Here is a 14,201-nt window from a genome sequence, read left to right as displayed (position 1 = left end):
GCAGTGCCATGGCAGCAATCAGCTGCTCGTCTGCGTGCCGCAGGTCACCTGTACATGACAGATCGAATTTGGGGTCACCGCTCGTGCGGCGGGATCGGACCGGAGATCGTGCCTGCGCACCATCGCATCGGTCGAACATCCAGAAACCTGGGAATTTCAATAAAATGGTGGAGCCGAGGGGGATCGAACCCCTGACCTTCGCAATGCCATTGCGACGCTCTCCCAGCTGAGCTACGGCCCCGTTCCATTTTTTCCGCCGGGTGGGTCCGGCGGGGTGCGCGGCCTTTAGAACGGGTCGCGCACCCCTGCAAGTTCAATGTGACATTCTAACGAATTTTTTTAATTCTCGTCGTCGTCACCACCGGTTGCGACGCCGATATCGTCGTCGCCACCCAGATCGACATCGTCATCCGGGCTGGGTTCGGCATCCTCGTCGATATCCAGATCGTCATCGGACAGATCGGAATCGACCTTCTCCTCGTCCGCCACCTTCTTCGGCGCATCGAACGGCAGCGGCTGCTTGGACTTCAGGATAGGATCGGGTTCCCACGCCGTACCGCATTCGATGCAGGTGACGGGGTCTTCCTTGCCAAGATCGTAAAAGCGGGTGCCGCATTTCGGGCAAGTCCGCTTGGTGCCCCATTCAGGTTTCACCACGGTGTGAGACTCCATACGAAAAGGTATTGGAAAAGCGCCCTCGAACCGGATCGGATCAAGCGCGAAACGCCGCGCGCCTTGCCATAGCGGGGGGCCGCTGTCAAAAGCCGCGTCCGATGAATAGCCCCCTGCCCACCCCCACCGCTTTCTCCGCTCCATGCCCTTTGCAAGGCCGCGTCCGCGTGCCCGGGGACAAGTCGATTTCGCATCGCTCGCTGATGCTATCGGCATTGGCCGTCGGCGAAAGCGTCGTCGAAGGGCTGCTGGAGGGCGAAGACGTCCTCGCCACGGCCGCCGCGATGCGGGCGATGGGCGCCGATATCAGCCGCAATGACGATGGCAAATGGCGCATCCACGGCGTTGGCGTCGGCGGATTGCTCCAGCCGCAGACCGCGCTGGAAATGGGCAATTCCGGCACATCGACCCGGCTGCTGATGGGTTTGGTCGCCACCCATCCGATCACCACGACATTCACCGGCGATGCGTCTTTGTCGAAACGGCCGATGGGCCGCGTGACGGAACCGCTCGGTCTGATGGGCGCTGAATTTACCGCCAGTCCCGGCGGGCGGTTGCCTCTCATGGTGCGCGGCCTCTGCCCGGCCGTGCCGATCGAATATCGCCTGCCGGTGGCATCCGCACAGGTGAAATCGGCAATTCTGCTGGCCGCCCTCAACACCCCCGGCATCACCCGCGTCATCGAACCCGTACCCACGCGCGATCACAGCGAACGGATGCTGACGGGTTTCGGCGTTGACCTGACGGTTGAGGAAGAATCGAACGGCACCCGCATCATCGCGATTCGCGGCGAGGCCGAACTCAAGCCGCAGGCCATCACCGTACCCGGCGATCCTTCGTCGGCTGCATTCCCGGTTGTCGCCGCCCTGCTTGTTCCGGGATCGGTCGTCACGGTCGAGAATGTCGGCCTCAACCCCACGCGTTCCGGCCTCTTCACGGTGCTGAAGGCGATGGGCGGGGACATCCGCTTCGTCAACGAACGCGTTGTCGGCGGCGAACCCGTCGCCGATCTGGTCGTCTGCCATTCACCGCTTACCGGCATCGAGGTGCCCCCCGATATCGCACCCAGCATGATCGACGAATATCCGATCCTGTTCGTGGCCGCCGCCCTCGCCAGGGGGCGCACGGTGATGCGCGGGCTGGAAGAACTGCGTGTGAAGGAATCGGATCGAATCGCGGTGATGGCCGAAGGGCTGCGCGCGATCGGCGCAACGGTTGAAGAATTGGAAGATGGCCTCATCGTCGACGGCACCGATGGCGATCCGCTTGGCGGCGGCGCCACCATCGCCGCCCGGCTCGATCATCGCATCGCCATGAGTTTCGCCATCGCCGGTCTGGTTTCCGCCGCGCCCGTGTTGATCGACGACATGTCGCCCGTGGACACCAGTTTCCCCGGCTTCGCGGCTATGTTAGCCACTCTCAAGGCCGAGGTTCAAACCACGAGGCTTGTGTGATTCAAGGAACGGAGATGGATCGGCGCACCACATTGGCGATGGCCGGTGCTGCCCTGCTCGCTCCCGCCGCCGCCCTTGCCGAAGCCGCACCGAATATCCAGCCCGATCGTGAAATGCTGGTGCCCGTCCCCGGTGGGCGGGTTTATGTACGGATCAATGGCGATCTGGCTGCGCCAAAGCCGCCGGTGGTGATGATCCATGGCGGCCCCGGCGGGAGCCACGGTTCCTTTCTGCCGGCGTTGCCGCTGGCCGCCGACAGGGCCGTCATTCTGTATGACCAGCTCGATTGCGGTCTTTCCGAAAAGCCCGGCGCCCCGGCCAACTGGCATATACCGCGCTTCGTCGATGAACTGGATGCGATCCGCGTGGCGCTTGGTGTTTCTCGCTGGCATGTCCTCGGCCACAGCTGGGGCGGCACGATCGCGCTGGAATATGCAGCGCGACACCCGCGCGAACTGGCCAGCCTAATCCTGCAAGGGCCGCTGATCTCGACGCGGGCATGGATGGACGACGCAGCAGTGCTCCGCGCGAAGCTTCCTTCCGATATGCAGGCCGCCCTCGATGCCTGCGAAGGCCCTACCCCGCCGGCCAAGGCCGAATGCGACGCGGCGGTTGACGCATTTTATGCCCGATTCTGGCGCCTTCGCCCTCTGCCCGCATGGGCAACGGCCTATGAACAGAAACATGGCCTGAAGCTTGCCGTCAATATCTACAACGCGATGTGGGGGCCGAACGAGTTCCGCGCCACCGGCTCGCTCGCCAACTATGACGGCGAGCCGCTCTTGAAACGGATTGCGGCGCCCACCTTGTTCCTGATCGGCGACAGCGATGAAGTGACACCGGAAACGGCTCGTCGCTTTACCAGCGAAACGCCGGGCGCGCGGCTTGCAATCCTCGGCGACGCCGCGCATCGCGCCCAATCCGATCAACCCGGCGCTTATGTCGCGACGCTGGCCGAATGGCTGGCGAAACAGGACCAGCCATGATTATCGCCATCGACGGCCCCGCCGCCTCCGGCAAGGGCACCATCGCCCGTGCTTTGGCCGCCCATTTCAAACTGCCCTATCTCGATACCGGCCAGCTCTATCGCGCGGTCGGCCTGCAGGTGCTGCGCGATGGTGGCGATCCTGCGGACGAAGCCGCCGCCTTGGCCGCCTGCGAATTTGACGATGCGCTGCTGGCCGATCCGCAAATCAAGACAGAGATTGCCGGTGCGGCCGCATCGCAGGTTTCGGCCATTCCGGCGGTGCGCGCAGCGCTTGTCGAACGCCAGCGCGCTTTTGCGGCCCGCCCCGGTGGCGCGGTGCTCGACGGGCGCGATATCGGGACGGTGATCGCGCCTGCCGCCGACGCCAAACTTTATGTAAAGGCCACGCCCACCGTCCGCGCGCGGCGCCGCCATGACGAACTTGTGCGGCTGGGGCACGAGATCAGCTTCGATAAGGTGCTGGCCGATATCCGCGCGCGCGACCTGCGCGACAGCACCCGCGTCACCGCACCGTTGCGCCCGGCCGACGATGCCGCCTTGCTGGATACCAGCTATATGGATATAGACGCGGCCGTCGATCGGGCGATTTCGCTCGTGGAGGCCCAGTTCGGGAACCGCCGCCAGGCCAACCCGTAAGCGGCGCGCAGGGACCGGCAGATCATGCCTGGGCCTTCTTGCGCGCTTTTGGCTTTTCCACGGAAAATCACCTGAAAGATGCCGTACGGGCATGGGGCTCGTGCGGCGGTTCGGCCAAAAGACCTCCGGATTCAACCGGATGGCCGGAAACCGTCAATCAGGAACACTCTAACTATGGCAACCTCGCCAACCCCTACCCGCGATGATTTCGCGGCGCTTCTCAACCAGACCCTCGGTGACGATCAGGGCTTCGAAGGCCGCGTCGTCAAGGGCACCGTCACCGCGATCGAAAACGACATGGCCGTCATCGACGTCGGCCTGAAGTCGGAAGGCCGTGTCGCGCTGCGCGAATTTGCGCCGGCGCCGGGCCAGAAGGCCGAACTGAAGGTCGGTGACGAAGTCGAAGTTTATGTCGACCGCGTCGAAAATTCGATGGGCGAAGCCATGCTGAGCCGCGACCGTGCACGTCGCGAAGCCGCATGGGACAAGCTCGAAGCCGAATTCGGCCAGTCGACCCGCGTCGAAGGCGTCATCTTCGGCCGCGTCAAGGGCGGCTTCACCGTCGACCTCAACGGCGCCGTGGCCTTCCTGCCGGGCAGCCAGGTCGATATCCGTCCGGTGCGCGATGTCGCCCCGCTCATGGATATCCCGCAGCCGTTCCAGATCCTCAAGATGGATCGTCGTCGCGGCAACATCGTCGTGTCGCGTCGCGCCGTTCTGGAAGAAACCCGCGCCGAACAGCGCACCGGCCTCATCCAGTCGCTGGCCGAAGGCCAGGTGATCGAAGGCGTCGTCAAGAACATCACCGATTATGGTGCGTTCGTTGATCTCGGCGGCATCGACGGCCTGCTCCACGTCACCGATCTCAGCTACAAGCGCGTCGGTCACCCGAGCGAAATGATCAACATCGGCGATACCGTCCGTGTCCAGATCATCCGCATCAACCGCGACACGCAGCGCATCAGCCTCGGCATGAAGCAGCTCGAAAGCGATCCGTGGGAAGGCGCCGGCGCCAAGTATCCGATCGGTGCGAAGTTCACCGGCCGCGTGACCAACATCACCGAATATGGTGCGTTCGTTGAACTTGAGCCGGGCATCGAAGGCCTGGTCCACGTCTCCGAAATGAGCTGGACCAAGAAGAACGTCCACCCGGGCAAGATCGTTTCGACCAGCCAGGAAGTCGATGTCGTCATCCTCGAAGTCGATGCCGAAAAGCGTCGTATCTCGCTGGGCCTGAAGCAGGCGATCAACAATCCGTGGGAAGCCTTCGCTGAGAAGCATCCGATCGGTTCGACCGTCGAAGGCGAAGTCAAGAACGCCACCGAATTCGGCTTGTTCATCGGTCTCGACGGCGACGTCGACGGCATGGTCCACATGTCCGACATCGCCTGGGGCGTTTCGGGCGAAGACGCGCTGGCGCTGCACCACAAGGGTGAAACCGTCTCCGCCGTCGTGCTCGACATCGATCCGGAGAAGGAGCGCATCTCGCTCGGCATGAAGCAGCTCGAACGTGGCGGCGTTGTCGCGGCGACCGGCGACAAGCTGAACAAGAATGCGATCGTCACGATCACCGTCCTGTCGGTTGGCGATGCCGGCCTCGACGTGCAGGCGGGCGACGATGGCGCCGTTGGCTTCATCAAGCGTGGCGATCTCGGCCGCGACCGCGACGAGCAGCGTCCGGAGCGTTTCCAGGTCGGCCAGAAGTTCGACGCGATGGTCACCGGCTTCGATCGTTCGAAGAAGCCGACCTTCTCGATCAAGGCGATGCAGATCGCCGAAGAAAAGCAGGCTGTTGCGCAGTACGGTTCGTCCGACTCGGGTGCCTCGCTCGGCGACATCCTCGGCGCGGCGCTCAACAAGGCGCGCGGCGAATAAATCGCTCGCCTTCGGGCAAGAGAAAAGGGGCGCGGATCACATGGTCCGCGCCCCCTTTTTTTTGTCCGGCGATTGTCCCGTTTTGGCGCGGGCAGCCCTATTTCAGTGAAAGCAGGTAATCCGCCATCGCGGCGGCAACCTTGGGATCTTTCTGGCCGGCGAAGGCCATCTTGTTGCCCGGCACCACCTTGCGCGGATCGGTCAGGAAGGTGATCAGATTGGCCCGTGTCCATGGCTGGGCATATTTCTTCATCGCCGGCGAATAGCTGTAGCCCGCCGGTTCCCCGGCCTTGCGGCCACCGACGGCCCAGAGATTTGGCCCCATGGTCGACGACGCACCCGCCTGGACCTTGTGGCAGACCGAACAGACGGCAAAGCCCGGCGGCTTCGGCAAGGGCGCTGCCACCACCGGCGATGTCAGTAGGGTCAAACCCAGCCCAATCGCGAGTTTCCGAACAACACCCTTCATTCCGATCTCCTTTGAAATTGTCACAATCTGGCTAATCCGCGATTCGGCGACCTACAACTGCCCCATCGCTTTCCCGCTCGTTTTGTTGCATAATGGCGCCAACCGGTAGCATCGACCGGTATCGGGTCGTTGCGGTGCGGTCACAGTTTCCGACGATTGCCTGGCCGTGGGGGTCACCAATCAAAGGAGAGTGACAATATTGATCGCATCGCTCCAACGAATGGCCCGAGTGGCAGCAAGTGGGGGGAGAGGCCAATGATCAGATCAGAACTCGTACAGCAGCTGGCAAAGGATAATAGTGGCCTTTCGCTGGCAGAGGTAGAGCGCATCGTTAGTGTCTTCTTCGAGGAGATCTCGGAGCGTTTAAAGGAAGACGGCCGCGTCGAACTGCGTGGTTTCGGGGCATTTTCCACCCGTGCCCGCGTCGCCCGGACGGGGCGCAACCCGCGTACAGGCGAATCAGTGAAGGTCGACGCGAAGCGCGTGCCCTATTTCAAGCCGGGCAAAGAGATGCGTGCGCGCCTGAATATGTAAGGTTCCTGCGTTTCAGGGCTTGACCGCGCCCGCGGCTTGCGGCCTTTGGGGCCGTAGCCGCGGACGTGGCGAAATCGGTAGACGCAGCAGACTTAAATGACTTGAGTGCCCGTGGGGAAATCCACGGAGTAGAACCGCTCAAATTCGGGGAAAGCTAAGGCGGGCATCAGCGCGCTAGGCCAATCCCGAGCCAAGCCCGGCCCTGCCCCATGGCAGGAACGGGAAGGTGTAGAGACTGGACGGGTGGCGCCTTCGGCCTTTCAACGGCCATGGCGAAGGGACAGTCCGGACCACAAACGGTTTCATTTCCTTTGCGGGAGTGGCCGGCGGCGAAAGCCGAAGTGGTGCGAAAATCTGCTTTTCTTCGTGAAAGTGCGGGTTCAAGTCCCGCCGTCCGCACCATAATCCCCTTCCGCACCGGGGCGCGGCGCATCACGCGCAGCCCGACAGGTCGGTCTCGCAGTCTTGGGCCGGCCCAAATCGGCACAACCTGCCCTCTCGCGTCGCCCGCACGAACGCCGGGACGAAATTTGTTCCGCATCCCAGGGGCGCGGCAACCCACCGTTCGCCTTTGCCAGGTTCCGACGCTCGAACGAACTGTCACAGACCCGTAATTCACACGTCACATTTCCAACATCCAAGCCCCGCTACAGACCAGCCCGTAGCGCATCTCGCGCTCCGGATTTTCTTAGGGGTGTCCATGTTTAACCGTTCGCTCGTGATGCTTGGCCTCGTCGCCGGGCTTGCCACCGTCTCCACGCCGGCCCTCGCGCGCACTCAGGTGCGGGCCGTCGGTTCCTCGACGGTCTATCCGTTCGCGACTTCGGTTGCCGAACGCTTTGGCCGCGCCAATCCGGGCATTCCCGCCCCGATCATCGAATCCACCGGCACTGGCGGTGGCCTGAAGCTGTTCTGTCAGGGCATTGGCGCAAGTTTCCCGGACATCGCCAATGCTTCGCGTCGGATCAAGGCATCCGAAGTGAAGATGTGCGCGCAGAACGGCGTCAGCCAGATCACCGAAATCCAGATCGGTCTTGATGGCATCGCCCTCGCCACCGCCAAAAATGGTGCGCTCACCGCGCTCACCCAGCGCGATCTTTACATGGCCATCGCCAAGAACCCGTTCGGCAAGCCGAACCGCAGCAAGACCTGGAAGGACGTCAACCCCAAGCTCCCGGCGATCGCGATCAAGGTGTATGGTCCGCCGCCTACGTCGGGCACGCGCGATGCGCTCACCGAACTGCTGATGACGCCCCCGTGCGAGGCAAACGCCGCCATCGCCGCACTCAAGAAATCGGATGAGGCCAAGTTCAAGGCGACCTGCACCGCCGTTCGCGAAGATGGTGCCTATGTGGAAGCTGGCGAAAACGACAATCTGATCGTCCAGAAGATCGAAGCGAACGCCGGCACCGTCGGCATCTTCGGCTACAGCTATCTCGAAGCCAATCAGAACCTGCTGCGCGGTGTCGCAATCAACGGCGTTGTGCCGACCTATGATTCGATTGCGACATTCAAATATCCGGGCGCCCGTCCGCTCTTTATCTACGTCAAGAACGCGCACCTGAAGGCCATTCCGGCGATCCGCGCCTATGTTGCCGAATTTTCCAAGGAGGCGACCTGGGGTCCGCAGGGTTATCTCGTCCGTCGCGGACTGATTTCAGCGCCGACCGCGGTTCGCCAGAAATCGGCCGCCGCCGCCCGCAGCTTCACCCCGCTGGATCCGGCCTCCGTCAAATAAACGTCACACATATTCCGGCGTCTTAAAACGCCTGCAACCGCGCCCTTCGCACCTTTTCGGTGCGGAGGGCGCCTTCGTTTTCATCCCTCCGAGAATCGCCGCGAAATGCGCCGTCACGAAACTGAAACCACGCTGTCACGATCCCGTCGTGGGGCATGCCTATCGGACCGACCTACCGAGACCAGCCGTTGCTGGGACAGGGAGGGATCATGAGAAAAACGTTAGTACTGGCCGCATTGCTCAGTGGCACGATGTTCACCGCCACAGCTCAGGCCCAGACCCAGCCGGCCACCAGCGAAGCGCCGGTGCAGGAACAGGCCGGGGAAGAAATCGTGCCGCCGGCCGCGCCCGCCAATGCCGAGGAAACCGCGACGCAGGTAGAATTTCTGCAGGCACAGGTTGGCGCCTTGCAGGCGCAGCTCGACAGCCTGAAAAAGCAGGTGACGACATCGACACCGAGCTGGAAGGCGGCCCCGCAATTTGCGTCGGGCAATGGCTTCACGTTCAAGCCCAAGGGCTTCGTGCAGTTCGATGCCGGCTATATCGAACGGGAAATCGGCGCGCAGAGCTATAATGGTCTCGGCTTTGGCAATCGCGCCCGCCGCATCGTGTTTGGTGCCGAAGGCTCGATGCCGGGCGGGTTCGGCTATAAGGTCGAACTCAATCTCGCGCAGAGTGCGGTGGACTATGAGGACGTCGTCCTCACCTATCAGCGCGCGGGCAGCCCCATTCAGGTCACGGTCGGCAATTTCTACCCGTTGTCGAGCCTTGAAACCATGACGAGTTCACGCCTGGGTTCGTTCATGGAACGCGCCACCTTTACCGAAGCGTTCGGCTATAATCGCCGTCTTGGCGCGGCAATCGCGCTCACCGACAAGGCCGACAGCTACACCCTGACCGCCGGCATTTTCGGGCAGGAAATCAACAATTCGAACGATGGCACCACCCGTACCGGCTGGCAGGGTTCGGTGCGTGGCACCTATTCACCGATGCTCGGCTCCACCCGCCTGCACATCGGCGGCAGCTATCAGCACCGTGTGTTCCAGCGTGACGCCCAGGGCTTCCAGTATCGCGCCCGTCCGTTCACCCAGATCACCGGCCAGCGGTTCATCGACACCGGCAACCTCGCGGCCAATGGCGATGATGTGGTCGGGATCGAACTCGCCGCGATCCACGGTCCGCTGCACTTCGCAGCCGAAGGACAGAAACTTTGGGTCGACAGCCATGCACCGGGCCATGTGTTCGACCGCAACAACGGCACCGCCGGGCGTTTCCTGCTGGATAGCCCTTCCTTCACCAGCGTCTACGGGGAAGTCGGCTTCTACCTGACCGGCGAAAGCCGCGGCTACAAAGGCGGCAAGTGGGATCGCACCAAGGTGCTGAAACCATTTGATCAAGGCGGCATGGGCGCGATCCAGATCAACGCCCGCGTCGATTACACCGACCTCAACGATCGCGTTGCGGCCGGCGCTAATCTCACGACCGCCAATAACTTCTACGTCAATGGCGGCAAGCAGGTCGGCTATCAGGCCAGCGTGATCTGGAACCCGATGGATTACATCCGGTTCATGGCCCAGTTCTCGCACACCGTGGTCGACGGTGGCAGCCAGGCAGCCACGGTCAATCCGCTGCCCGCGACGACGCCGATCAATGCGCGCAGCTATAAGTTCAACTCGCTCGCGATGCGCGCGCAGGTTGAATTTTAAAGCCCCGGCTATTGGAATGAAGAAGGCCCCGTCCCGCATAAGCAGGACGGGGCCTTTCTCGTACAGGTGCGGATCGCGCCGGGCGCAATCGCCCCTATTGAAGGCCGATCGCAACCAGCTTGTTGGCGGTCTTGGCATCCAACGGCCGTGCATTGGCATCAGCGGTCAGTGGCGTCACCGTGATATAACCGTTGGCAAGGGCTTCGGTATCGCTGCCCTTGGGGGCATTGCCGCCCATGCCGAAATCGGCGCGATAGATGGTCGCGGGGCCATCTTCTCCCGTCTTGGTGAAACCCTTGACCGTAAACGGCATGCCGCCTGCAGGCGTCATTTTCACGCCCTTGGCCACGGTCGGCACGTTCACCGAAACGAAGCGCGGTGCCCTGTCGCCCATCGCTTGCAGGGCCTGCACCAGTTTGGCGGTGTAGCGGGCGGCAACGGTGAAATCATATTTTCCGTTCGGCGCATATTGCTGCGAAACGGCGATCGAAGGAACGCCCAGCATCAGCGCCTGCCGGGCCGCCCCGACTGTGCCTGATACATGGACCGCTTCGCCCACATTCTCGCCCTTGTTGATGCCGGAAATGACCAGGTCGAACGTCTTGGCCCTGCCTGCTTCCAGCAAACCGAAGATCACCGAATCCGCCGGCGTGCCGAACACGGCATAATGCGGCACGCCGTCACCCGTATCGCGCCTTTCCACCCGCACCGGGCCGTTGAACAGCGTCACGCTCTGGCTGCCGCCCGAATTGTTCGCCGCCGGCGCGGATACGGTGACGTCGGCAAAGGGGCGAAGCGCTGCGACAAGCGCGGCGATGCCTTCAGACGCAACGCCGTCATCATTGCTGATCAGCACGCGAAGAGGCGCCTTCACCTCGGCCAGCGCAGGTGTGGCCACCCCGCCCGCCAGCATCAGTGCCCCAGCGGCAAGCGCACCCAGTAATTTCATATCCTGTCCCTCGATCCCGTATTTCAGCGCTGCGACGAAACCGTGCCACCATCAACGATGATCTCGGACGCCGTGACATAGCTTGCCTCGTCAGACAGCAGGAACCGCACCACCCGGCCAATTTCGCTGGGATCGCCGATGCGATTGAGCAATACGCGCCGTTCGAAATGGCCTTCGGGAAGGGCCGCAACCGCAGGCGCCATCATCGGCGTCAGCACATAGCCCGGTGAAACCGAATTGATGCGGACCTTATCCTGCGCCAGCCGATCGGCCAGCGAACGGACGAGCGACAGCATCCCCCCTTTGGCCGCGCTGTAGATCGGGTTCACGGCATTGCCGAGCGTCGCGTTGATCGATGCGATGGCGACGATCGCCGAACCCGGCTGCGCGGCCAGATCGGGCTGGATCGCCTGAATGATGAACGCCATCGCGCGCAGGTGAACGGCGATGCCGTCGTCCCAGCTCTGCGGGGTAAGCCCGTCCAACGAACCCTGGTCAACCACACCCGCTGCGTGGACAAGGCCGCCGATCGGGCCGAGCGCCGCGCGCGTTACATCCAGCGCGGGCGCGATCGCCGCCAGATCGCGCAAGTCGATGCCAACGCCAACCGCACGGACGCCATGTTCCGCCTGGATGGCCGCTGCTGCCTCGTCCGCCTTGGCGGCGTTGATGTCCCACAATGCGACCGGCCGGCCGACCGCCGCCAGCGCCTGTGCCGAAGCCAGGCCGATGCCCGATGCGCCGCCGGTGATGATGACCGGAGTAGCCGGCGCACCAAGTGCAGGAGAGAGCGTCATTGGAATTAGTCCTTCTTCAAAGCAACCGGGCCACGACGATCCAACAGACCATCAAGCCGGATATTGGCGATCTCCGGTCCCGACGGGGTCATCGTGATATACAAAACATGGTCCATCGCAGCGCCGTTGGCGGGGTTTGTGTCCATCAGGCCGCCGGTTGTCCCCATCTGGATGTAATCCACGCCATCGCGCTGCTGATAGGCGTAGCTGTGGAAATGCCCCGCGACGAAACTGTGCGGGCGCCCGGCCGCAAGGGCCTCGATCGCCTTGAACTGGGGCGAAGCGTAGCGCCAGCCAGGCCGGTGCATCAGGAAGAAAGTCCAGCGTGCATCACGGTTGTCGGCCAGCGTCTTGCGCACATAATCAATCTGCGACTGACTGATGCTCACCTGATCCGCGGCTTTGAACTTCTCGACCAGCGAACGCAGCCGCGGCTGCGCCATGATCGCTTCAACGGCGGCATCGCCCGCCTGCAATGCACCGATCACCTGCTGCATTTCCTGCGGGCTATATTCCTTCAGCAGTTCGCGCTTGTTCGATTTGGGGGGCGGCGGATCTTCCGTGTTAAGCGCCACGAACAGCACATCGCGATAGCGGAAATGATAGACATCGCGGCCCATGCGCTTGCGCCACAGCGCGCGCATCACTTCATTGCCGATGTCGTGGTTGCCGACGACATGGAAGAACGGGCTTTTCAGTTTTGCCGTAGCGGCGTCGAACTCATCCCATTCGCGAACGAGTACGGCCTGATCCTCGGTATAGCCTTCGATATGATCGCCCACGCCGATCACGAATGCCGGCGCCAGCAGATTGATCTGGTCCATCGCCTTTTCGAACACGCCGGGCCGGTGGCCACCCGTACGATCACCGACGATGACAAAGCGGAACTGGCCCGGCGGATCCGCGAAGGCCTGCGTCGTGCGCGGCACGGCGGACGGGACCGAAGTCCCGCCTGCCACGTCGCCCATTGCGCACCCGGCCAGCAGCAGCGCCGATGCCGCAGCACCAGCAATCCGCACCTGGAAACGGCGCGTGATCATCAGAACTCGATACCCAGATCGACGCCATAGGTACGCGGCTCGCCAAACAGCGCGCCGGGGCGGCCGATGTTGAACTGCATGATGTAATAATCGCGATTGGTCAGGTTGCGGCCCCACACGCCCAGCTTCACACCCTTGGCAAAAGGCATTTCCGCCAGCGTCAGCCGCGCGTTGAGCAGGCCGTAGCTGCCGATGATATAGGCCCCGCTGGCGACGCTGGCATTCGAATATTTCTTGCTCTGCCAGCTCTGGTTGAGGTTCGCGCTCAGCGTGCCGAACGACATGGCTGGCAGGGTATAATCGAAACCAAGGGCGTAGCTGTGTTTCGGGCTGTTGGTGAAACGGAACATGTTCGACACGTCCTGCCCTGTCCCGCTGATGATCTCGTCATATTTGGGGTCAAGATAGCCGTAATTGGCGGTGATCCGCACGCCATCCGCAGGAACGATCGTCAGTTCGCCCTCGAATCCCTTAACCGTGGCCTTGCCCGCATTCAGCACATCGGTGATCCGGGCATTGGTGGGATCGGATTGCACATTGATCTGGATATCGCGATATTTGGAAACGAAGGCCGCCGCGTTCAGGCGCACCCGATTGTCGAGAAACTGGGTTTTTACCCCTGCTTCGTAAGACCACAGGGTTTCCGCATCGAAGCCATTGTTGAAATTGGCGATCGAACTGGCGCGAATATTGTAGCCGCCGGTTTTGTAGCCCTTCACGGCCTTTGCATACAGGTTGACGCCGTCTGCGGCATCAAATGCAACGACAAGGCTGGGGCTGAAATCCTTGAACTTGCGGCTGCCATCGCCGATGCCCGGCACTGGCGTAATCGGGCCATCGCCCGTTTGCGTCGTCCGGCTCAATGTCGCCTCGCGCTTGTCCCACGAACGGCGTGCGCCGATCGTGATGTGCAACCGTTCATCCAGCAGTCGCGGTGTCACCGTCAGCTGGCCGAAGGCCGCCCAGGAACTGTTCTTGATGGTCGCCAGCGTCCGGGATGTGACGGTGGTGGTGCCGCTGAAACTGTTGCTGAAATTGTCGCCGCTCTCGGTGAAATAATAGAGGCCGGTGACATATTCGAGCACCCCGTCCATCCCGGTTCCGACCAGCTGGATTTCCTGGCTCCACTGATCCTGCTTGGTGCGGCTGTTATTCTTCTGCAGCGGGAACGGCCCGAACGCGCCCGTCAGATAATCCTGATTCTGGAAATTATTGACCTTGCGATACGCGGTGATCGAACGGACGGTCAGATCATCCGACGCGCGCCATTCGCCGATCAGGCTGTGGCCCTGCGACACGACATCATTAGGCAGCACATCGCGCACGGCTGGGTCACCTGCCTG

General features: G+C 62.4%; 13 protein-coding genes and 1 tRNA gene. 7 read left to right on the top strand and 7 right to left on the bottom strand.

All coding sequences use genetic code 11. The features are described from left to right. Window positions 1-165: 165 nt before the first annotated feature. Together KC8_RS00270 and KC8_RS00265 are read right to left on the bottom strand one after the other, a co-directional pair. Window positions 166-241 (bottom strand) — tRNA-Ala (locus tag KC8_RS00270). 98 nt (window positions 242-339) lie between these two features. Then, the gene (locus tag KC8_RS00265; RefSeq protein WP_029624492.1) at window positions 340-657 is read right to left on the bottom strand and encodes a TIGR02300 family protein; all 318 of its coding nucleotides are present in this window, start codon (window positions 655-657) and stop codon (window positions 340-342) included. A gap of 116 nt (window positions 658-773) precedes the next feature. Here KC8_RS00265 and aroA point away from each other — a divergent pair, with 116 nt between their 5' ends. The 4 genes from aroA to rpsA all read left to right on the top strand — a co-directional run bounded on the left by aroA (window position 774) and on the right by rpsA (window position 5,625). Next, the gene (gene aroA, locus KC8_RS00260) at window positions 774-2,126 is read left to right on the top strand and encodes a 3-phosphoshikimate 1-carboxyvinyltransferase (protein WP_029624491.1); all 1,353 of its coding nucleotides are present in this window, start codon (window positions 774-776) and stop codon (window positions 2,124-2,126) included. Between the two features lie 14 nt (window positions 2,127-2,140). Then, a complete protein-coding gene (locus tag KC8_RS00255) occupies window positions 2,141-3,112 on the top strand; it encodes a proline iminopeptidase-family hydrolase (RefSeq protein ID WP_010125224.1) in 972 nt (323 codons plus the stop codon). Next, window positions 3,109-3,750 carry a (d)CMP kinase gene (gene cmk / locus KC8_RS00250; protein WP_010125222.1) on the top strand — a complete coding sequence of 214 codons (642 nt, stop codon included), beginning with the start codon at window positions 3,109-3,111 and terminating at the stop codon, window positions 3,748-3,750. The genes KC8_RS00255 and cmk overlap by 4 nt, the downstream gene beginning before the upstream one ends. Window positions 3,751-3,924: 174 nt before the next feature. After that, window positions 3,925-5,625 carry a 30S ribosomal protein S1 gene (gene rpsA, locus KC8_RS00245; RefSeq protein WP_010125221.1) on the top strand — a complete coding sequence of 567 codons (1,701 nt, stop codon included), beginning with the start codon at window positions 3,925-3,927 and terminating at the stop codon, window positions 5,623-5,625. A gap of 97 nt (window positions 5,626-5,722) precedes the next feature. Here rpsA and KC8_RS00240 read toward each other — a convergent pair whose 3' ends face one another. Further along, complete coding sequence (locus KC8_RS00240; protein ID WP_010125220.1) at window positions 5,723-6,094, bottom strand: c-type cytochrome; 372 nt, start codon at window positions 6,092-6,094, stop codon at window positions 5,723-5,725. 255 nt (window positions 6,095-6,349) lie between these two features. On the opposite strand from KC8_RS00240, the gene KC8_RS00235 reads away from it, so the two are divergent. The 3 genes from KC8_RS00235 to KC8_RS00225 all read left to right on the top strand — a co-directional run bounded on the left by KC8_RS00235 (window position 6,350) and on the right by KC8_RS00225 (window position 10,072). Continuing rightward, entirely contained in the window at window positions 6,350-6,628 is a 279-nt protein-coding gene (locus tag KC8_RS00235; RefSeq protein ID WP_010125219.1) for an integration host factor subunit beta, read from the top strand. Between the two features lie 700 nt (window positions 6,629-7,328). After that, on the top strand, window positions 7,329-8,366 hold the full coding sequence (locus tag KC8_RS00230) for a substrate-binding domain-containing protein (RefSeq protein WP_010125217.1): 1,038 nt from the start codon (window positions 7,329-7,331) through the stop codon (window positions 8,364-8,366). Window positions 8,367-8,575: 209 nt separating this feature from the next. Next, on the top strand, window positions 8,576-10,072 hold the full coding sequence (locus KC8_RS00225) for a porin (RefSeq protein ID WP_157663890.1): 1,497 nt from the start codon (window positions 8,576-8,578) through the stop codon (window positions 10,070-10,072). 94 nt (window positions 10,073-10,166) lie between these two features. Here the strand turns inward: KC8_RS00225 and surE are convergent, their stop codons facing one another. From surE to KC8_RS20180, 4 genes are read right to left on the bottom strand one after another with little or no spacing between them, the layout of a single operon-like run. After that, entirely contained in the window at window positions 10,167-11,021 is an 855-nt protein-coding gene (surE, locus tag KC8_RS00220; RefSeq protein WP_010125213.1) for a 5'/3'-nucleotidase SurE, read from the bottom strand. Window positions 11,022-11,044: 23 nt separating this feature from the next. After that, window positions 11,045-11,818, bottom strand: coding sequence for an SDR family NAD(P)-dependent oxidoreductase (locus KC8_RS00215; protein WP_010125211.1), 774 nt, complete (start codon window positions 11,816-11,818; stop codon window positions 11,045-11,047). Window positions 11,819-11,823: 5 nt separating this feature from the next. Beyond that, the gene (locus tag KC8_RS00210) at window positions 11,824-12,858 is read right to left on the bottom strand and encodes a metallophosphoesterase family protein (protein WP_010125209.1); all 1,035 of its coding nucleotides are present in this window, start codon (window positions 12,856-12,858) and stop codon (window positions 11,824-11,826) included. After that, window positions 12,858-14,183, bottom strand: a complete 1,326-nt coding sequence (locus KC8_RS20180) for a TonB-dependent receptor (RefSeq protein WP_232455593.1) — start codon at window positions 14,181-14,183, stop codon at window positions 12,858-12,860. The genes KC8_RS00210 and KC8_RS20180 overlap by 1 nt, the downstream gene beginning before the upstream one ends. Window positions 14,184-14,201: the final 18 nt, after the last annotated feature.

The organism is Sphingomonas sp. KC8 (assembly GCF_002151445.1).
Classification (GTDB): Bacteria; Pseudomonadota; Alphaproteobacteria; order Sphingomonadales; family Sphingomonadaceae; genus Sphingomonas_E.
Note: the sequence above shows the minus strand (reverse complement) of the source record. Positions and strands in the feature narration are given on the sequence as shown.

What these genes read in the sequence shown, in the direction of transcription:
- aroA (WP_029624491.1), top strand. Translation starts at nt 774, where the DNA reads ATGAATAGCCCCCTGCCCACCCCCACCGCTTTCTCCGCTCCATGCCCT.
- KC8_RS00255 (WP_010125224.1), top strand. Translation starts at nt 2,141, where the DNA reads ATGGATCGGCGCACCACATTGGCGATGGCCGGTGCTGCCCTGCTCGCT.
- cmk (WP_010125222.1), top strand. Translation starts at nt 3,109, where the DNA reads ATGATTATCGCCATCGACGGCCCCGCCGCCTCCGGCAAGGGCACCATC.
- rpsA (WP_010125221.1), top strand. Translation starts at nt 3,925, where the DNA reads ATGGCAACCTCGCCAACCCCTACCCGCGATGATTTCGCGGCGCTTCTC.
- KC8_RS00240 (WP_010125220.1), bottom strand. Translation starts at nt 6,094, where the DNA reads ATGAAGGGTGTTGTTCGGAAACTCGCGATTGGGCTGGGTTTGACCCTA.
- KC8_RS00235 (WP_010125219.1), top strand. Translation starts at nt 6,350, where the DNA reads ATGATCAGATCAGAACTCGTACAGCAGCTGGCAAAGGATAATAGTGGC.
- KC8_RS00230 (WP_010125217.1), top strand. Translation starts at nt 7,329, where the DNA reads ATGTTTAACCGTTCGCTCGTGATGCTTGGCCTCGTCGCCGGGCTTGCC.
- KC8_RS00225 (WP_157663890.1), top strand. Translation starts at nt 8,576, where the DNA reads ATGAGAAAAACGTTAGTACTGGCCGCATTGCTCAGTGGCACGATGTTC.
- surE (WP_010125213.1), bottom strand. Translation starts at nt 11,021, where the DNA reads ATGAAATTACTGGGTGCGCTTGCCGCTGGGGCACTGATGCTGGCGGGC.
- KC8_RS00215 (WP_010125211.1), bottom strand. Translation starts at nt 11,818, where the DNA reads ATGACGCTCTCTCCTGCACTTGGTGCGCCGGCTACTCCGGTCATCATC.
- KC8_RS00210 (WP_010125209.1), bottom strand. Translation starts at nt 12,858, where the DNA reads ATGATCACGCGCCGTTTCCAGGTGCGGATTGCTGGTGCTGCGGCATCG.